The sequence below is a fragment of the Nocardia sp. NPDC060249 genome, from assembly GCF_042728755.1.
In the GTDB taxonomy this organism is placed as follows: Bacteria; Actinomycetota; Actinomycetes; order Mycobacteriales; family Mycobacteriaceae; genus Nocardia.
Genome location: NZ_JBHXAQ010000011.1, coordinates 148368 through 167524 on the forward strand (window position 1 = coordinate 148368; position 19157 = coordinate 167524).

Genomic DNA, 19157 nt, shown 5'->3' on the forward strand with positions numbered 1-19157 from the left:
AGCCCACGCTGATGACAGCGACGCTGCCCGCCGGTCTCGAAGTGTCCGTGCGCGTTCCCGCCTCCACGGCCAATCTCGGTCCCGGATTCGATTGTCTGGGAATGGCATTGGGCATCTACGACGAAATCGTGGTGCGCACCACCGAATCGGGTCTCGCCATCCGTGTCGAGGGTGAAGGCGCCGACGACGTGCCCTGGGGCCCAACGCATCTGGTGGTTCGCGCGATCGAGCGTGGACTGGAATCGCTGGGTGTGTGGGCCGACGGTCTCGACGTGGTGTGCCGCAACGTGATTCCACATTCGCGTGGCCTGGGCTCCAGCGCCTCGGCCGTGGTCGGTGGGCTCGCCGCCGGCGCCGGCCTGGCCGCGAAGTTCGACCCGGAGCTGCGCATGGACGATGACCGGCTGGTGCAGCTCGCCTCGGAGTTCGAAGGACATCCCGACAACGCGGCGGCCAGCGTGCTCGGCGCAATCGTGGTGTCGTGGACCGAAACCGATGCCGTGCAGGCCCGTGCCTATCGGGCGGTGCGGCTCACCCCGGCGCCCGCGCTGCGCCCGGTGGTGCTGATCCCGCAGGAACGCTCCTCCACGGCGCACACCCGGGGGCTGCTGCCCGAGCAGGTACCCCACGGTGACGCGGCGTTCAACGTCAGCCGGGCGGCGCTGGCCGTTGTCGCGCTGACCGATCGCCCCGATCTGCTGATGCCGGCCACCGCCGACCGGTTGCACCAGAGCCAGCGTGCCCCCGCGCTACCGCTCACCACGAAGTGGATCGAGCTGTTGCGCGCCGCGGGTATCGCGGCGACCGTCTCGGGTGCCGGCCCGACCATTCTGGCCTTGACCACCGAAGAATTCCCCGATGACCTGCGCAAACAGGCCGAATCGGACGGTCTGCGCGTGGTCGAGCCCGGCATTGCCGACGGGGTATCGATCGACTGACGGCGTGCCTGCCTTGCCGTTGTTCGCAATAGACAGCTATTCTGAGCAAGTCCGTACATCGTGCGCATCAGACGCCGGTGCTTCATCAGGGCAATCGCTCCCCTCACCACTGTCTTCTGGTGGCGAAGGCCTCCGGTCCTCCCGCGGCGGGTAGTACGGCACAGGCGTCGAACATGGACGCATAATCCGAGCTCGGCATATGTTGCCGGGTCTACGGAACGGAACCCTCGAATCAGCACACGGCATTCGAGGGAAGGAAAGGACTTCCGTGACAGAAACGGACCTGCTCGCGACACCCGGGGTGGATTCCAACCCTACGAACTCGGGCAGCCGCGAAAGTGAATCCGGACAGATTTCGAAAATGAGCGAACAAACCGACGTCGCACGATCGGGGCTGACTGGAATGCTGTTGCCGCAGTTGCGCGCACTGGCGGGGGAGCTCGGTATCCGAGGTACCTCCGGAATGCGTAAGGGCGATCTCATCGCCGCTATCAAGGAAAATCAATCCGGAGCGCCCGCCAAGGGTGACAAGCCCGCCGCCGCGCCTGTCGCGAACGACGCCCCGGCGAAGAACGAAGCGCCGGCCAAGAACGAAGCGCCCGTCAAGAACGAAGCGCCCGCGAAGGTGGAGAAGTCCGCCAAGGCCGACAAGCAGGCCGCGCCCGCCGAGAAGCAGGCTCCCGTCGAGGTCAAGGCTCCCGAGGCCAAGACCGTCGAGGCTCCCGCCGAGCAGGCCGTGACCGAGCAGGTCAAGACCGATGCCCCCGCCGACGCAGGCGAGGATTCCGGTCGCGACGGCGGTCAGCGTGGTCGTGGCCGGCAGCGTCGTGGCCGTGACCAGGCCCGTTCCGGTGGTGGCGACAGTGCCCCCGCCGAGAACCGCGCCCCGGCCGAGAACCGCGCCGAGGAGACCAAGCAGGCCGACAAGGCCGAGGGCGGCGACCAGGGCGAGCGTCGCCGTGAGCGCGGCGACCGCAACGGCGCCGAGCGTGGCGAGCGCACCGGTAACGACCGCAACGGCAACGACCGTGGCGAGCGCACCGGTGGCGACCGTAATCAGAACGAGCGCAACCAGAACCAGAGCCAGAACGGCAACAGCGGTGGCAATCGCGGACCCCGCGACGACCGCGGTGGTGACGACGAGGAAGGCGGCCGCGGTCGCCGGGGTCGTCGATTCCGCGAGCGTCGTCGTGGTCGTGACCGCGATGGTGGTCCCGCCGGTGGCGGCCAGTCCGAGGCCCGCGATTACGACATTCGCGAAGACGATGTGCTCCAGCCGGTAGCGGGCATCCTCGATGTCCTCGACAACTACGCGTTCGTGCGGACCTCCGGCTACCTCGCAGGCCCCAACGACGTGTACGTGTCGATGAACCTGGTGCGCAAGAACGGCCTGCGCCGCGGTGACGCGATCACCGGTGCGGTGCGCGCCCCGCGCGACGGCGAGCAGAACAACCAGCGCCAGAAGTTCGACCCGCTGGTTCGCCTGGACACCGTGAACGGTGGCGAGCTCGAAGCGGCGCGTCGCCGGCCGGACTTCCAGAAGCTCACCCCGCTGTACCCGAACGAGCGGCTGCGCCTGGAAACCACGCAGAACAAGCTCACCACGCGTGTGATCGACCTGATCATGCCGATCGGTAAGGGTCAGCGTGCGCTGATCGTGTCCCCGCCCAAGGCGGGTAAGACCACGATCATGCAGGACATCGCCAACGCGATCTCGGTCAACAACCCCGAGTGCTACCTCATGGTCGTCCTGGTCGACGAACGTCCCGAAGAGGTCACCGATATGCAGCGTTCGGTGAAGGGCGAGGTCATCGCCTCCACCTTCGACCGCCCGCCGGGTGACCACACCTCCGTCGCCGAGCTCGCCATCGAGCGGGCCAAGCGTCTGGTGGAAATGGGCAAAGACGTTGTGGTGCTGCTCGATTCGATCACCCGATTGGGTCGTGCGTACAACAACTCCTCGCCGGCCTCGGGCCGCATCCTCTCCGGTGGTGTCGACTCGACCGCGCTGTACCCGCCGAAGCGTTTCCTCGGCGCGGCCCGCAACATCGAGAACGGTGGCTCGCTCACCATCATCGCCACGGCGATGGTGGAGACCGGTTCCACCGGCGACACGGTGATCTTCGAAGAGTTCAAGGGCACCGGCAACGCCGAGCTCAAGCTCGACCGCAAGATCGCCGAGCGGCGCGTGTTCCCCGCGGTGGACATCAATCCGTCGAGCACCCGCCACGACGAGCTGCTGCTCTCGCCCGACGAGATGGCTGTGGTGCACAAGCTGCGGCGCGTGCTGTCGGGTCTGGACTCGCACCAGGCGATCGATCTGCTGATGGATCGTCTGCGCAAGTCCAAGAACAACCTCGAGTTCTTGATGACGGTCTCCAAGACCGCACCGAGCGCGCTCGACGAGTGATCGACTGAACCACGAGTAAAGGGCCCCGCTTCGGCGGGGCCCTTTGCTCGTTCCCGCCTGCCTTGGAACAAAGTGGAGGTGGGGGGTGTTCTGGGAGGGTGCGGTCTGCTCTGGCATACTGGACAACTGTGTGTCTGCGAGTTCGCAGACATCCCGCCTAGTCGGTTCCGGTTCACGTACTCCACTCCATGGGGCTACGACCCGGCGACCATTATCGAGAGGACGCCCATGAAGGCAGGAATCCACCCCACGTATGTCGAGACCACCGTTGTGTGTGGTTGCGGCAACACCTTCCAGACTCGCTCCACCAAGGAGTCCGGCCAGATCTCGGTCGAGGTCTGCTCGCAGTGCCACCCGTTCTACACGGGCAAGCAGAAGATCCTCGACACCGGCGGCCGCGTGGCTCGCTTCGAGGCTCGCTACGGCAAGCGCGCAGGTGCCAAGAAGGCCGAAGACGCCTCCTAGTTACCTCCCCCGACGCCCGGACTGCTTTTCGCAGGCCGGGCGTCGGTGGTTTCTGTACCCGAGGTCATCGCTTTCGCACACCACATAAGGAACTTCACGTGACGCAGCCGTCCGCAATCGACGACATTCTGGCCGAGTACGCCGGTCTGGAGATGCAGCTCGCCGATCCGTCGTTGCACAACGACGCGGGTGCGGCGCGGCGGGTGGGCAAGCGGTTCGCCGAGTTGGCGCCGGTGATGAGCACCTATCGCAAGCTCGAGACCGTGCGAGACGATCTGGAGGCCGCCCGTGAGCTGGCCTCCGACGACGCCTCGTTCGCCGCGGAGGTGCCCGGGCTGGAGACGCAGCTGGTGGAGCTTGAGCAGTCGCTGGCCGACTTGCTCGCCCCGCGCGACCCGCACGACGGGGACGACGTGGTGCTCGAGGTGAAGTCCGGCGAAGGCGGCGAGGAATCCGCGCTGTTCGCGGCCGATCTGGCACGCATGTACATCCGTTACGCCGAGCGGCACGGCTGGAAGGTGGAGACGCTCGACGTCACCTATTCCGACCTGGGCGGATACAAGGACGCGACGCTGTCGATCAAGAGCAAGGACGCCGCGCGCGACGGGGTGTGGTCGCGATTCAAGTTCGAGGGCGGAGTGCACCGGGTGCAGCGCGTGCCGGTGACCGAATCGCAGGGCCGCATTCACACTTCTGCCGCGGGCGTGCTGATCTACCCCGAGCCCGACGAGGTCGAGCAGGTGCAGATCGACGAGACCGACCTGCGCATCGACGTCTACCGGTCCTCCGGCAAGGGCGGACAGGGCGTCAACACCACCGACTCCGCGGTCCGCATCACCCACCTGCCCTCGGGCATCGTGGTGACCTGCCAGAACGAACGCTCCCAGCTGCAGAACAAGGCGCGCGCCATGCAGGTACTCGCCGCCCGGCTGCAGGCACTGGCCGAGGAGCAGGCCGACCAGGAAGCCGCGGCCGGTCGCGCCAGCCAGATCCGCACGGTCGACCGCTCCGAGCGGATCCGCACCTACAACTTCCCCGAGAACCGGATCGCCGATCACCGCATCGGGTTCAAATCGCACAATCTCGACGCCGTCCTCGACGGTGACCTCGACGCGCTGCTCGACGCCCTCGGCAAGGCCGACCGCGAAGCGCGGATGGCGGCGGAATAGCCGGTGCGGTCAGCGCCTGGAGGTAGCGGCTCGCCGCGGCATACCCGGTGTGTGGGTGGTGGGCTGTCAGCGCCTGGCACGCACGGGTGCGCAGTGCTCGGCAGCGACGGCTCGCCCGCGGGGCGCTAGCGGATGACGAGGGAGGATCCAGTGACCGAGCGCATTCGGCTGCGCCCGCTGATCGTCGAGGCGGCCGGGCGGCTGGCCGAGGCCGGAGTCGGTTCGCCGATGTCGGACGCGGAGAACCTGGCTGCCCATGTGCTCGGCACCGAACGCATGCGGCTGGCGCTGATTCCGATGGTCGAGCCGGAGATCGCCGACCGGTATCGCGCGCTGATCGCGCAGCGGGCCACGCGAATTCCCTTGCAGCACTTGACCGGAACGGCCGCGATGGGCGAGATCGACCTCGCTGTCGGCCCCGGCGTGTTCGTCCCGCGCCCGGAGACCGAACTACTGTTCGCGTGGGCGCTGGCCTACCTCGCGACCCTCCCGCACGACCACACCCCGATCGTCGTCGACCTGTGCACCGGCTCGGGCGCCCTGGCCCTTGCCATCGCCCACGCCAGGCCCGACGCCGAGGTCCACGCGGTGGAACTGGACCCCGACGCCCTCGTGTGGGCACGGCGTAACGCCGATACCCGGACAGCCGCGGGCGACACGGCCATCACTGTGCACGCCGCCGACGTCACCGACCCGGCCCTGCTCACCGACCTCACCGGCCGCGTCGACCTGGTCGTCGCCAACCCGCCCTACATCCCCGAAGCCGCGATCCTCGACCCCGAGGTCGCCGACCACGACCCCCATCGCGCCCTCTTCGGCGGCCCGGACGGCCTCGACGTCATCCGGGCGATGATCCCCACCATCGCCCGCCTCCTGCGCCAAGGCGGTGCCACCGCCATCGAGCACGACGACACCAACGGCGGGGGAGTAGCCGCGCTGCTCACCGAATCCGACTTCGTCGACACCGTCGAGCACCCCGACCTCGCGGGCAAACCCCGCTTCGTAGTCGCGCGCCGCCACAGCAAACCCTGACCGCGATCGTCGCTCGAGCGACAAGGCAGCCGAACGCACCGACCGCGCAGAGCCTCGGCACCGTCGCAGCCAACAGAACCCCGCGTTGTCGTAGCGCACCACCCAGCAAACCATGATCTCGGCTATATCCTGCGGTAGTAGATCTTTCCGTCGACCTGGCACATCCGGAGCATCCAACCGCCCACCCGATCTCGCAGGAATATGGGTAACTCACCGAGTACGCCCAAAAGTCCCCCTATATCTGACCGCCGACCCGACAGCTACACTCTTGCCGCACCTAAGACCGGCAAAATACTCGGAGAGGCGGAACAGCGTGAGTACCGTCTATGACTGTGCTGAGGGCGATTCGCGGGCCGCGGGGATTACGGCGGCCACCAGCGCATTGAAGTCCGGTCGATTGGTCGTGATGCCTACCGACACGCTCTACGGCCTCGCCGCCGACGCGTTCGATTCCGCCGCCGTGAGCGATCTGCTGGCCGCCAAGCGGCGCGGACGCGATATGCCCGTCCCGGTACTCGTCGGGTCGTGGCACACGATCGACGGTCTGGTGTTCTCGGTGCGGCCGCAGGCGCGCGATCTGATTCGCGCGTTCTGGCCCGGTGCGCTGAGTCTTGTCGTGCAGGCGGCGCCTTCGCTCGCGTGGGATCTCGGCGATACCCGGGGCACCGTGATGTTGCGGATGCCGTTGCATCCGGTCGCGCTGGAATTGCTGCGCGAAGTGGGCCCGCTCGCGGTGTCCAGCGCGAATGTGTCGGGACAGCCGCCCGCGACCACCGCCGCGCAGGCGCGTGAGCAGCTGGGGTCGCTGGCGAGCGTGTATCTCGACGGCGGTCCGGCCGAACACGCCGTGGCTTCGACGATCGTCGATCTCACCGCGGATCAGCCGCGGGTGTTGCGGGAGGGTGCTGTGCCGGTGGCCGATATCGCGGAGGTGCTCGGGATGGTCCCGGAAGCCCTGATCAACTCCGCGCAGCGGTGATCGCACGACGCTGATGAGCTCCGTCGTTCCCCTGCGCGAGCTACTGCTCGTGCTGCTCGTCTCCGCCACGGTGACCTTCCTGGCCACCGGAGGTGTGCGGGTGCTCGCCATCGCGTTCGGCGCGGTGGCGGTGCCACGTGAGCGCGATGTGCACGTGAAGCCGGTGCCGCGGATGGGCGGCGTCGGCATGTACGTCGGCGTCGTCGCCGCGGTGTTGTTCGCGCACCAATTGCCCGCGCTGCGACGAGGTTTCGACTACGCCCCGGATATCCCGGCGGTGCTGGTCGCCGCGACGATCATCGTGCTGGTCGGCATCGTCGACGACCGGTGGGGATTGGACGCGCTCACCAAATTCGTCGGTCAGATCACCGCGGCGGGCGTCATGGCCGTGATGGGCCTGAGCTGGTACGTGATCTACAACCCCTTCAACGACACCACCGTTGTGCTCGACGCGTTGCAGGGCGGCCTGGTCACCGTCGGCATCACCGTCACTCTGGTGAACGCGATGAACTTCGTCGACGGTTTGGACGGCCTCGCCGCCGGTCTCGGTTTGATCTGCGCGAGCGCCGTTTTCGTGTTCTCCATCGGTTTGCTCTACGACCAGGGCGGCTCCGTCGACACCTATCCGCCCGCGTTGCTGGCCGCCGCGCTGGCCGGTGCCTGCCTCGGATTTCTGCCGCACAATTTCTCGCCCGCCCGAATATTCATGGGCGATACCGGTTCGATGATGATCGGTTTGATCTTGGCCGCGGTATCCACCGGCGCCTCCGGCCGAATTCCGCTGCAGGGTTACGGCCCGCGCGACATTGTCGGTTTGCTGTCGCCGCTGTTGCTGGTCGGCGCGGTGATGTTCATTCCGGTGCTCGATCTGTTGCTGGCGATCGTGCGCCGGGTGCGCGCCGGCGTGAGTTTCTCCACACCGGACAAAATGCATCTGCACCACCGATTGCTCCAGATCGGACATTCGCACCGGCGCGTGGTCCTGCTGATCTATTTATGGGTCGGCGTACTCGCGTTCGGCGCGGTGGGAACTTCCCTGATGGATAGGCGCCTCGTTGTTCTGCTGGTGGCGGGCGGATTGGTGTTCGCGCTGGTAGTGACCGCGATCCCGTCCGTGCGCAGGTCGGAGTCGACGCAGCACTGAGTTCGGCCCGCAAGGTAAAGTTCGGGCCGTGAGCTTTACACCCGAAACCGTGCCAGGCCCTGACGCTCCTCTGCGCGCCGCGCTGCGCTACGGCCTGATCGGCCTCGGCGTGCTCGTCGTCGTCTCGGTGGCGATCGCCACCGCGGTGGCCGGGATGCCCGGTCTGTGGGGCGCGCTGCTCGGCGCCGCGATCGGCGGTGGGTTCATTCTCACCACGGTCGTCGCGGTGCTGCTCGGCGCGAAGCTGCCGCCGACCATGGCGGGTGCGGTGATGCTGGTCAGCTGGGTCGGCAAGATGCTGGTGGCGCTGCTGGTGATCGTCGTGCTCAACCAGTTCGACTTCTACAGCAGGCCCGCGCTGTTCTTTACGGTGGTAGGAGCCCTGCTGATCGTCCTCGGTGCCGAGACGTACGGCGTTGTGAGCCAGAAGGTTCCGTACGTCACGACACGCGCGGGAGACGGCGAAACGGCTTCCGAGCAGGAATAATCCCACCCAGCTACGCACTGTCGTAGATAGCTTGGTAAAGTGTTGGTAAGCAAGCACCCAAGCTAGAGGCTCGGCCCGACAAACTCGGGGCATTGCCTCGAGTTACCAGGGGGGATCATCGAGATCCCACCCGGTGCCGCTATGCTTACTGCCGATCCGGGTGGAATGTATCCGGTTGAAGCATGTCGACGATGTCGCCGACGCCCGATCAGTAGCTGTACGGGTTACACCGTACAAGCGGCTGTCGAATTTCGAGCCGACCAGAGTCGACCCCCATTGATCGTCAATGTCCGATCGAACCGCGGGAATGACCGTCGTACCCGCGGCCCGAACACGGGAGAGAACGCTGAGCGTCATCACTTTGGCGGCGGGCGAGTTTCACGCGCCATCGCTGTCCGACTTCTACCCTCCAGCAGTGCTGTTCGCGGGGACGCCGTTCGAACTCGATCGCCTGATGCTGGTCCGCCTATTGATGACCGCCGTTCTGGTGGCCGTCTTCGTGCTGGCTTTCCGGTCACCGAAGATCGTGCCCCGCGGCCTGCAGAACGTGATGGAAGCCGGTGTGGTTTTCGTCAAGGAGCAGATCGCCGACGAGGTGCTCGGTAAGGAAACCGGCAAGAAGTTCCTCCCGCTGATCGCGACGATCTTCTTCACGGTTCTGTTCCTGAACTTCTCCGGCGTGATTCCCGGTTTGAACATCTCGTCCAATGCGCGCATCGGCATGCCGCTGGTCCTGGCCGCGATCGTCTATGTCGCCTACAACTACGTCGGCATCCGGAAGTACGGGTTCTTCTCCTACATCCGCCACAGCATCATCGTGCCCGACGTCCCGATCGCGCTGCACGTGCTGCTGATCCCGATCGAGTTCATCTCGACCTTCATCCTGCGCCCGTTCACGCTCACCGTGCGTCTTTTGGCCAACATGCTGGCCGGCCACATCATGCTGGTGCTGTTCTTCAGCGCGACCTGGTTCTTCCTGTTCGACGCCGCCGCGTGGATGAAGGTCTTCTCGCCGTTCTCGCTGCTGGCCGGCATCGGCTTCACGCTCTTCGAGCTGCTGGTGATCTTCCTGCAGGCTTACGTTTTCGCGCTGCTGACCGCCGTGTACATCGGCCAGTCGCAGCACGCTGCCGACCACTGACCTGACCGACCAACGACCGGAAACCTGCTACACACGCCGACCGGCGGGTGAGCAACAGAAAGGGAAAGATTCATGAGCCTCGCTTACCTGGCCCAGGAAGCCGCGACCACCGAGAGCACCTTCAAGGGCTTCGGCGCCATCGGCTACGGTCTGGCCGCGATCGGCCCCGGCATCGGCGTGGGTATCGTCGTCGGTAAGGCCATCGAGGGCATCGCTCGTCAGCCCGAGCTGTCCGGCCAGATCCGCACCACCATGTTCCTCGGTATCGCGTTCACCGAGGCCCTGGCGCTGATCGGCCTCGTCGCCGGCTTCATCTTCTGATTCCGATGCGCGAACTCATCACGCTCGCAGCTGAGGGTGGAGAGGATGTGAATCCTCTCGTTCCCGCAACGTACGACATCGTCTGGTCGATCGTCTGCGTCGTCATCATCGGCGTGCTCTTCTGGAAATACGTGATCCCGCGTGTGACCAAGACACTCGAAGAGCGCACGGACAAGATCGAAGGCGGTATCGCCAGGGCCGAAGCAGCCCAGGCCGAAGCCCAGCAGACGCTGCAGCAGTATCAGCAGCAGCTGGCCGACGCCCGGCTCGAGGCCGCGCGCATCCGTGAGGAAGCACGCACCCAGGGTCAGCAGATCCTCGCGCAGATGCGCACGGATGCCCAGGCCGAAAGCGACCGTATCGTCGCCGCCGGTCACTCCCAGCTGGAAGCCCAGCGCCAGCAGATCCTGACGGAGCTGCGTTCCGAGGTCGGCCGTACGGCCGTCGACCTGGCCGAGAAGATCATCGGTCAGTCTGTTTCGGACGAAGCCAAGCAGGCGGCGTCGATCGACAAGTTCCTCAGCGAACTCGACGACACCGACGCCATCGGGGTCGGAAGGTAGCGACGCGAAAGTGAGAAGCATGTACGCAGCGAGCCGCGAGGCCAGTACCCGGTCTCGTGAGGCGCTTCGGGTCGCTCTGACCGGAAGCGAAACTGTTGCGGCCACGACGGGGTCGGAACTGTTCGCCGTTGTCGCCGTGCTGGACGACCAGCGTTCGCTGCGTGTGGCGCTCGCGGACGCCTCGGTGCCGGGTTCGGCGCGCGCTGAACTCAGCGAGCGGGTCTTCGGCGGCAAGGTCAGCATTGCCACGCAGGCAGTGCTGACCACCGCGGTGGCGCAGGACTGGTCACGCACCCGCGACTTGGTCGACACCCTGGTGCTGCTCGGGCAGGAGGCTCTGCTGGAGTCCGCCGCCGTCGGCGGTCGGCAGGACGCGGTGGAGGACGAGCTGTTCCGGCTCGGACGCATCATCGCCGACAACCCGAAGCTGGAGCAGGCACTGTCCGATCAGGGAAAGCCCGCCTCGGCGCGGCGCGAACTGGTCGAGCGGCTGCTCAACGGCAAGGTCGAGCCGGTCACCCTGGCGCTGGCCGAGCAGGCGGTGACCCGCCTGCGGACCAACAACATCGGCGTCGCCTTCGACGCCCTGTCCGATCTGGCGGCGGCCCGTCGTGACCAGATCGTCGCCCACGTGAACTCGGCGGTCGAGCTGAACGATCAGCAGAAGGAGAAGCTGTCGGCTTCCCTGCGGCGGATCTACGGCAAGGCGGTCACCGTGCACGTGCAGGTCGACTCGACGCTGCTGAGCGGCGTCGTCGTCCGCGTCGGAGACGACGTGATCGACGGCAGCGCCACCGGCCGACTGGAGAAGCTGCGTCGGGCACTGTCCTGACGGACACCACGCAGACTCCAACCCCCGACATTCGAGACACAGCGAGAGCAGGAACAACATGGCGGAGCTGACGATCTCCTCCGACGAGATCCGTAGCGCGATCGAGAGCTACACCCAGAGCTACACCCCGGAAACCTCCATCGAAGAAGTCGGCGTCGTGACCGATACCGGCGACGGTATCGCGCACGTCAGCGGCCTGCCTTCGGCGATGGCCAACGAGCTGCTCGAGTTCCCCGGCGGGGTTCTCGGCGTCGCGCTGAACCTCGAGGACACCAACATCGGTGCCGTCATTCTCGGCGAGTACGCCTCGCTGGAAGAGGGCCAGCAGGTCCGTCGCACCGGCGACGTGCTCTCGGTCCCGGTGGGTGACAAGTTCCTCGGTCGCGTCGTCAACCCGCTCGGCCAGCCGATCGACGGCCTGGGCGAGATCGAGTCCGACGAGCGCCGCGTGCTGGAGCTGCAGGCCGCGTCCGTGCTGGAGCGTCAGCCGGTCGAAGAGCCCCTCGCCACCGGCATCACCGCGATCGACGCGCTGACCGCCATCGGCCGCGGCCAGCGTCAGCTGATCATCGGCGACCGCAAGACGGGCAAGACCGCCGTCGCGATCGACGCGATCCTGAACCAGAAGGCGAACTGGGAGACCGGCGACGCCGACAAGCAGGTTCGCTGCATCTACGTCGCGATCGGCCAGAAGGGCTCCACCATCGCGGGCGTCAAGACCGCGCTCGAGGAGCACGGCGCGATGGAGTACACCACCATCGTCGCGGCCCCGGCCTCCGACTCCGCCGGCTTCAAGTGGCTGGCTCCGTACACCGGTTCGGCCATCGGCCAGCACTGGATGTACCAGGGTAAGCACGTCCTCATCGTGTTCGACGACCTGACCAAGCAGGCCGAGGCGTACCGCGCCATCTCGCTGCTGCTGCGTCGTCCGCCGGGCCGCGAGGCGTACCCCGGTGACGTCTTCTACCTGCACTCCCGTCTGCTGGAGCGTTGCGCGAAGCTGTCCGACGAGATGGGCGCGGGCTCGATGACCGGTCTGCCGATCATCGAGACCAAGGCCAACGACGTCTCGGCGTTCATCCCGACCAACGTCATCTCCATCACCGACGGCCAGGTCTTCCTCGAGTCCGACCTGTTCAACAAGGGCGTCCGCCCGGCGATCAACGTCGGTACCTCGGTCTCCCGTGTCGGTGGCGCCGCTCAGACCAAGGCCATGAAGAAGGTCGCCGGTTCGCTGCGTCTGGAAATGGCGCAGTACCGCGAGCTGGAGGCGTTCTCCGCCTTCGCCTCCGACCTCGATGCCGCGTCGCTGGCGCAGCTCGAGCGTGGCGCGCGCTGGGTCGAGCTGCTCAAGCAGGACCAGTACGCCCCGGTCTCGGTCGAGGATCAGGTCGTCTCGATCTTCCTGGTCGACGCCGGCTACTACGAGTCGGTGCCCGTCGCCGACGTGCGTCGCTTCACCAATGAGCTGCTGGAGTACCTGCACGGTGCGACCCAGTCCTCGTTCGACGCGCTCGAGGGTGGCAAGAAGCCGCTCGCCGGCGAGGCCGCCGACGCGATCAAGGCCGAAACCGACAAGTTCAAGCAGGGCTTCCTCGATTCGGACGGCAACCGCATCGTGAACGAGGCTGCCGCGGGCGAGCTGGACCACGAAGAGGTCGAGTCGCTGTCGGTCACCCGCAAGCACGTCGACAAGTAAGCCGGGTCATGATGTCGGCAATTTCCGATCTGGCGAATGAAGGGAGTGTGAACCGCTAGTGGCAAGTTTGCGCGAATTGCGCTCCCGCATTCGTGGTGTGAATTCGATCAAGAAGATCACCAAGGCTCAGGAACTGATCGCGACCTCGCGAATCTCCAAGGCCCAGGCCAGGGTCGCGGCTGCCAAGCCGTACGCCGAGGAGATCACCAAGGTCCTCGGCGAACTGGCGAGCGCTTCGAAGAACCTGTCGCACCCGCTGCTGACCGAGCGTCCCAACGCTCGTCGGGCCGCCGTCCTGGTGATCACCAGTGACAGCGGTATGTGCGGTGGCTACAACTCGAACGTGCTCAAGCGTGCCGAGGAGCTCATGACCTCGCTGCGTGGCGACGGCAAGGAACCCGTTCTGTACGTGATGGGCAGTAAGGGCATCACGTACTACAAGTTCCGCAACCGTCCGTTCCAGGCGTCGTGGGCAGGCTTCTCCCAGCAGCCCAAGTACACCGACGCGTCGGCCGCGTGCCAGCACCTGGTCGAGGCCTTCATGGCCGGCTCCGACGGCGAGGTCCCCTCGCTCGACGGCACCGGAACCATCGAGGGCGTCGACGAGCTGCACATCGTGTACACCAAGTTCGTCTCGATGCTGACCCAGAACCCGGAGGTGCGCCGCCTGGCGCCGATCCAGGTCAGCTACGTCGACGAGAACTACGAGCTCGGTGACGACATCATGTCGGATTCGCCGAATGCGGTGGCCACGGCGCAGTACGAGTTCGAGCCGGACGCCGATGTGCTGCTCGGGGCTCTGCTGCCCAAGTACATCAACACGCGTATCTACGCATCGTTGCTCGAGGCAGCGGCATCCGAGTCCGCGGCTCGGCGCACCGCAATGAAGGCGGCGACCGATAACGCCAACGAGCTGGCCAATGTGCTCCAGCGCGAGGCGAACTCGGTGCGTCAGGCCCAGATCACGCAGGAAATCAGCGAAATCGTCGGCGGCGTCAATGCGCTGGCGTCGAGCTCGGACCGCGACTAAGTAGCGCAGGAAGAGAACCAATCTAATGACCGCAGCTGTCACTCAGGACAACGCGAAGAAGGCGGGCGAAACCGCTGGTCGCGTCGTCCGTGTCATCGGCCCCGTCGTGGACGTCGAGTTCCCGCGTGGCGCCATTCCCGAGCTGTTCAACGCTCTGAACTCCGACATCGAACTGCCGTCGGTGGCCAAGACCCTCACCCTCGAGGTCGCTCAGCACCTCGGCGACAACATCGTGCGCACCATCTCGATGCAGCCGACCGACGGCCTGGTCCGTGGCGCGACCGTCACCGACACCGGCAAGCCGATCTCGGTGCCCGTCGGCGACATCGTCAAGGGCCACGTGTTCAACGCCCTCGGTGACTGCCTCGACACCCCCGGCCTCGGCCGGGACGGCGAGCAGTGGGGCATCCACCGTCAGCCGCCGAGCTTCGACCAGCTCGAGGGCAAGACCGAGATCCTCGAGACCGGCGTCAAGGTCATCGACCTGCTGACCCCGTACGTCAAGGGCGGCAAGATCGGTCTGTTCGGTGGTGCCGGTGTCGGCAAGACCGTGCTGATCCAGGAGATGATCACCCGTATCGCTCGCGAGTTCTCGGGCACCTCGGTGTTCGCGGGCGTCGGTGAGCGTACCCGTGAGGGCACCGACCTCCGTCTGGAAATGGAAGAGATGGGCGTCCTTCCGGACACCGCCCTCGTCTTCGGCCAGATGGACGAGCCGCCGGGCACGCGTATGCGCGTGGCCCTGTCGGCGCTGACCATGGCGGAGTACTTCCGCGATGTCCAGCACCAGGACGTGCTGCTCTTCATCGACAACATCTTCCGTTTCACCCAGGCCGGTTCCGAGGTCTCGACCCTGCTGGGTCGCATGCCTTCGGCCGTGGGTTACCAGCCGACGCTGGCGGACGAGATGGGTCAGCTCCAGGAGCGCATCACCTCGACCAAGGGTCGCTCGATCACCTCGCTGCAGGCGATCTACGTCCCCGCCGACGACTACACCGACCCGGCGCCGGCGACCACCTTCGCCCACCTGGATGCGACGACCGAGCTTTCGCGCCCGATCTCGCAGAAGGGCATCTACCCGGCCGTCGACCCGCTGACCTCGACCTCTCGTATCCTCGAGGCTTCGATCGTCGGCGAGCGCCACTTCCGGGTTGCCAACGAGGTCAAGCGGATCCTGCAGAAGTACAAGGAACTGCAGGACATCATCGCCATCCTCGGCATGGACGAGCTCTCCGAAGAGGACAAGGTCCTCGTCGGTCGCGCCCGTCGCCTGGAGAAGTTCCTCGGTCAGAACTTCATCGTCGCCGAGAAGTTCACCGGCCAGGTCGGCTCGGTCGTTCCGCTGGAACAGACCATCGACGACTTCGACCGTGTCTGCAAGGGCGAGTTCGACCACTACCCGGAGCAGGCGTTCAACTCCTGCGGTGGTCTCGACGACGTCGAGGCAGCCGCGAAGAAGATCCTCGGGAAGTAGTCCACTATGGCGGAGATGACAGTTGATCTCGTAGCTGTCGAACGCAAGATCTGGTCCGGCCAGGCTTCGTTCGTCAGCGCGCAGACCACCGAAGGTCAGATCGGCATCATGGCAGGCCACGAGCCGCTGCTCGGTCAGCTCGTCGAGGGCGGCACGGTCTCCATCGTGTCGACCGACGGTGAGCGGATCGTCGCCGCGGTGCACGGCGGCTTCTTCTCGGTCACCGCCGACACCGTGCGTGTGCTGGCCGAGTCCGCGGATCTCGCGGGTGAGGTCGACGTCGACGCGGCACGCAAGGTGCTGGCCGACGCGAGCGCCACCGAGGTGGAGCTGCGCGCGGCGCAGGGCCAGGTGCGCGCGGTCGAAGCGACCGTGACCGACTGATCGCAGTAGTACGACTCCCTGCCGGCGAGGAACTTCGGTTCCTCGCCGGCAGAGTTGTTTGTACCGCCTTTTTCTGGGGATAGACGATCCGGCCGGAGCGCCCCGTAGTGGGCGTGATTGAATGTCTGGGCGGGGGTGTCTTTGACACCGGCTAGAGCGAAAGGGCGTACGGCATTGCAAACCGGGATGGTTCTCCTGATCATTCTGGTACTGACGCTCGTGTTCGTAGCCGGTGCGTCGACCTATCGCCTGGTGATGTTGCGCCGCGGGGGCACGGCCGCGCTCCTACGTTCACTGCCCGCGCGCGGCGGCCAAGGCTGGCGGCACGGGCTCATTCGCTACGACGAGGATCGCCTCGTCTTCTTCAAATTGACCAGCCTGAAATTCGGACCCGACTCCACGGTGCATCGGCAGGGCCTCGAGATCGTCGAGCGCCGAGCGCCGCAGGGCGACGAATTCGACATCATGAGCGATGACATCGTGGTGGTAGCCGTCACCGATCCGCACAACAGCTTCGAGCTCGCGCTCGACCGCGGTTCGATGGCGGCTTTTCTGTCCTGGGTGGAGTCGCGACCGTCCGATCGCGCCCGCCGCACTCGTGGAGGCCCATCGTGAGCGTGCATTTGACCCGGATCTATACCCGCACGGGTGACGACGGTACGACCGGTCTCAGCGATTTCTCCCGGGTCGCCAAGAATGATCCGCGGCTGATCGCCTACGCCGACTGTGACGAGGCGAACGCGGCCCTCGGTGTCGCTGTCGCGCTCGGTGCGCCCGAGCCCGCTGTGCTGGCGGTGCTGCGCCAGATCCAGAACGATCTGTTCGACGCGGGCGCCGATCTGTCCACCCCGGTTGTCGCCGAGCCGAAGTACCCGCCGCTGCGCATCACCCAGCCCTATATCGACCGGCTGGAGAAGTGGTGCGACGAGTTCAACGACGGTCTGGCACCGCTGAATTCGTTCATCCTGCCCGGCGGCACGCCGTTGGCTGCGTTGTTGCACACAGCCCGTACCGTGGTGCGCCGCGCCGAGCGATCCGCGTGGGCGGCCGTCGATTCCCACCCCGACAACACCAGCGTGCTGCCCGCGAAATACCTGAATCGACTCTCGGACCTGCTGTTCATCCTCAGCCGGGCCACCAACCCCTCCGGTGACGTGTTGTGGCAGCCCGGCGGCGGACTGCCACGCTGAAAGCGACTCTCCGACGCGGAGAATCGGCCGGTTTCTTGTTCTTTCGTGGCAGGGGGGCGTGTCGTCGCGTGACGGTCGATAAGCTGGCGTGGTGAGCGAACGGTTTCTGGTCTCCGGCGGCAATCGACTCGTCGGCGAGGTCGCGGTCGGCGGCGCGAAGAACAGCGTGCTGAAGCTGATGGCTGCCTCGTTGCTGGCCGAGGGCACGACCACCATCACCAACTGCCCCGACATCCTCGATGTCCCCCTGATGGCGGAGGTGCTGCGCGGTCTCGGCTGCGACGTGACAATCTCCGACGACGTCGGCGGCGACAACTCGGTGGTCACCATCGATACTCCCGCCGAACCCAAGTACCACGCGGATTTCCCCGCGGTGACCCAGTTCCGCGCGTCGGTGTGTGTGCTCGGTCCGCTGATGGCGCGCTGCAAACGCGCCGTGGTGGCGCTTCCCGGTGGTGACGCGATCGGTTCGCGTCCCCTCGATATGCACCAGGCGGGCCTGCGCCTGCTCGGCGCGACCAGCGAGATCGAGCACGGTTGCGTCGTGGCGCGCGCCGACGAGCTGCAGGGCGCGCGCATCCGCCTCGACTTCCCGTCGGTGGGTGCGACCGAGAACATCCTGATGGCCGCGGTCCTGGCCGAGGGGGAGACGGTCATCGACAACGCGGCACGCGAGCCCGACATCGTCGACCTGTGCACCATGCTCGTCCAGATGGGTGCGCGGATCGAGGGTGCCGGTTCCTCGGTGCTCACCGTGCAGGGCGTCAAGAGCCTCTCGCCCACCACGCACCGGGTGATCGGCGACCGTATCGTCGCCGCCACCTGGGGGATCGCCGCGGCGATGACCACCGGCGATGTCCGGGTCACCGGTGTCAACCCCAAGCACCTGGCCCTGGTGCTGGACAAGCTGCGCTCGGCCGGTGCGCGAATCTCCTACGAGCCCAACGGCTTCCGGGTCGTGCAGGCCGAGCGTCCGCGCGCGGTGAACTTCGCGACGCTGCCGTTCCCCGGTTTTCCGACCGACCTGCAGCCGATGGCCATCGGCCTGGCCGCCATCGCCGACGGCACCTCGATGATCACCGAGAACGTCTTCGAGGCGCGGTTCCGTTTCGTGGAGGAGATGATCCGGCTCGGTTCCGACGCCCGGACCGACGGTCACCACGCGGTGGTACGTGGGATCCCGCGGTTGTCCAGTGCGCCGGTCTGGTCGTCGGATATCCGTGCGGGTGCGGGCCTGGTGCTCGCCGGCCTCGTCGCCGATGGCGTCACCGAAGTGCACGACGTCTATCACATCGACCGCGGCTACCCGAGGTTCGTCGAGCAGATGCAAGCGCTCGGAGGACAGGTCGAACGGGTGGATGCGCCGAAATAGGCCGCTGACCAGCCGATTTGACTTCGTGTTGGTCGGCACGTAACTTTATTCGAGTCAGAGCGACACGGACACCGACTCAGCCACTGGCTGGGACACGAGGTAGGACGTTGAGCGCCTGACTGATCATGTGTTCAGGGCAACATACTCCGGGATTTGCTTCCGAGGTTGGTCTTGAGCTAAAGTATGAACCCTTGCCTCACCGAAACCCCTCCGAGAAGTTGTGGGTAGAAGTGTGTGCGTGTGTTCTTTGAGAACTCAATAGTGTGTCGATGAATGTCAGTGCCAATATTATTATTGGTTCCAGCCTTCGCGTACCCCCCGGTCGTGGAAGGTTGGACATTGAACAACAGCGAAAACTTTTTTGCTGGTGTTTGGCTTTGCTAGGTTTTCGGACTCTAGTTAGATAATTTTGATTGCACCCCTTTGGGGTGTTTTCGAGAGTCTTCAACGGAGAGTTTGATCCTGGCTCAGGACGAACGCTGGCGGCGTGCTTAACACATGCAAGTCGAGCGGTAAGGCCCTTCGGG

General features: G+C 65.9%; 19 protein-coding genes and 1 rRNA gene. All 20 read left to right on the forward strand.

Features of this window, described 5'->3' with window-relative positions:
• The first annotated feature begins 11 nt into the window (after positions 1 to 11).
• Positions 12 to 938 (forward strand): homoserine kinase, encoded by a 927-nt coding sequence (gene thrB, locus ACFWFP_RS28610; protein WP_379300126.1) that lies wholly within the window; start codon positions 12 to 14, stop codon positions 936 to 938.
• 268 nt (positions 939 to 1206) lie between these two features.
• Positions 1207 to 3348: a transcription termination factor Rho gene (gene rho / locus ACFWFP_RS28615; protein ID WP_379300092.1), complete on the forward strand. Its 2142-nt coding sequence runs from the start codon at positions 1207 to 1209 to the stop codon at positions 3346 to 3348.
• Between the two features lie 228 nt (positions 3349 to 3576).
• Positions 3577 to 3813 (forward strand): 50S ribosomal protein L31, encoded by a 237-nt coding sequence (gene rpmE, locus ACFWFP_RS28620; protein ID WP_067447685.1) that lies wholly within the window; start codon positions 3577 to 3579, stop codon positions 3811 to 3813.
• Between the two features lie 98 nt (positions 3814 to 3911).
• Positions 3912 to 4982, forward strand: coding sequence for a peptide chain release factor 1 (gene prfA / locus ACFWFP_RS28625; RefSeq protein WP_379300094.1), 1071 nt, complete (start codon positions 3912 to 3914; stop codon positions 4980 to 4982).
• A gap of 150 nt (positions 4983 to 5132) precedes the next feature.
• Complete coding sequence (gene prmC, locus ACFWFP_RS28630; protein ID WP_379300096.1) at positions 5133 to 6014, forward strand: peptide chain release factor N(5)-glutamine methyltransferase; 882 nt, start codon at positions 5133 to 5135, stop codon at positions 6012 to 6014.
• Positions 6015 to 6327: 313 nt separating this feature from the next.
• On the forward strand, positions 6328 to 6993 hold the full coding sequence (locus ACFWFP_RS28635) for an L-threonylcarbamoyladenylate synthase (protein ID WP_379300098.1): 666 nt from the start codon (positions 6328 to 6330) through the stop codon (positions 6991 to 6993).
• A 13-nt stretch (positions 6994 to 7006) separates the two neighbouring features.
• Positions 7007 to 8137, forward strand: coding sequence for an MraY family glycosyltransferase (locus ACFWFP_RS28640; protein ID WP_379220585.1), 1131 nt, complete (start codon positions 7007 to 7009; stop codon positions 8135 to 8137).
• Between the two features lie 28 nt (positions 8138 to 8165).
• Positions 8166 to 8624: a hypothetical protein gene (locus ACFWFP_RS28645; protein ID WP_379300100.1), complete on the forward strand. Its 459-nt coding sequence runs from the start codon at positions 8166 to 8168 to the stop codon at positions 8622 to 8624.
• A gap of 286 nt (positions 8625 to 8910) precedes the next feature.
• Positions 8911 to 9765, forward strand: a complete 855-nt coding sequence (atpB, locus tag ACFWFP_RS28650) for a F0F1 ATP synthase subunit A (protein WP_379300102.1) — start codon at positions 8911 to 8913, stop codon at positions 9763 to 9765.
• Between the two features lie 72 nt (positions 9766 to 9837).
• Positions 9838 to 10086 (forward strand): ATP synthase F0 subunit C, encoded by a 249-nt coding sequence (locus ACFWFP_RS28655; RefSeq protein ID WP_056817903.1) that lies wholly within the window; start codon positions 9838 to 9840, stop codon positions 10084 to 10086.
• A gap of 5 nt (positions 10087 to 10091) precedes the next feature.
• Positions 10092 to 10649 (forward strand): F0F1 ATP synthase subunit B, encoded by a 558-nt coding sequence (locus ACFWFP_RS28660; RefSeq protein ID WP_379220589.1) that lies wholly within the window; start codon positions 10092 to 10094, stop codon positions 10647 to 10649.
• Between the two features lie 19 nt (positions 10650 to 10668).
• Complete coding sequence (locus ACFWFP_RS28665) at positions 10669 to 11481, forward strand: F0F1 ATP synthase subunit delta (RefSeq protein WP_379300104.1); 813 nt, start codon at positions 10669 to 10671, stop codon at positions 11479 to 11481.
• Positions 11482 to 11539: 58 nt separating this feature from the next.
• Positions 11540 to 13180 (forward strand): F0F1 ATP synthase subunit alpha, encoded by a 1641-nt coding sequence (gene atpA, locus ACFWFP_RS28670; protein WP_379300106.1) that lies wholly within the window; start codon positions 11540 to 11542, stop codon positions 13178 to 13180.
• 58 nt (positions 13181 to 13238) lie between these two features.
• Positions 13239 to 14210 (forward strand): F0F1 ATP synthase subunit gamma, encoded by a 972-nt coding sequence (locus tag ACFWFP_RS28675; protein WP_379300108.1) that lies wholly within the window; start codon positions 13239 to 13241, stop codon positions 14208 to 14210.
• Positions 14211 to 14235: 25 nt separating this feature from the next.
• Entirely contained in the window at positions 14236 to 15684 is a 1449-nt protein-coding gene (atpD, locus tag ACFWFP_RS28680) for a F0F1 ATP synthase subunit beta (RefSeq protein ID WP_056817894.1), read from the forward strand.
• Positions 15685 to 15690: 6 nt separating this feature from the next.
• Positions 15691 to 16068 (forward strand): F0F1 ATP synthase subunit epsilon, encoded by a 378-nt coding sequence (locus ACFWFP_RS28685; RefSeq protein WP_378963587.1) that lies wholly within the window; start codon positions 15691 to 15693, stop codon positions 16066 to 16068.
• A gap of 186 nt (positions 16069 to 16254) precedes the next feature.
• The gene (locus ACFWFP_RS28690; protein ID WP_379300110.1) at positions 16255 to 16683 is read left to right on the forward strand and encodes a DUF2550 domain-containing protein; all 429 of its coding nucleotides are present in this window, start codon (positions 16255 to 16257) and stop codon (positions 16681 to 16683) included.
• Positions 16680 to 17258, forward strand: coding sequence for a cob(I)yrinic acid a,c-diamide adenosyltransferase (locus ACFWFP_RS28695; protein ID WP_379300112.1), 579 nt, complete (start codon positions 16680 to 16682; stop codon positions 17256 to 17258). Before ACFWFP_RS28690 ends, ACFWFP_RS28695 begins: the two co-directional genes overlap by 4 nt.
• A 91-nt stretch (positions 17259 to 17349) precedes the next feature.
• A complete protein-coding gene (murA, locus tag ACFWFP_RS28700; protein WP_379300114.1) occupies positions 17350 to 18630 on the forward strand; it encodes a UDP-N-acetylglucosamine 1-carboxyvinyltransferase in 1281 nt (426 codons plus the stop codon).
• A 444-nt stretch (positions 18631 to 19074) separates the two neighbouring features.
• A 16S ribosomal RNA gene (locus ACFWFP_RS28705) occupies positions 19075 to 19157 on the forward strand; the annotation flags it as partial.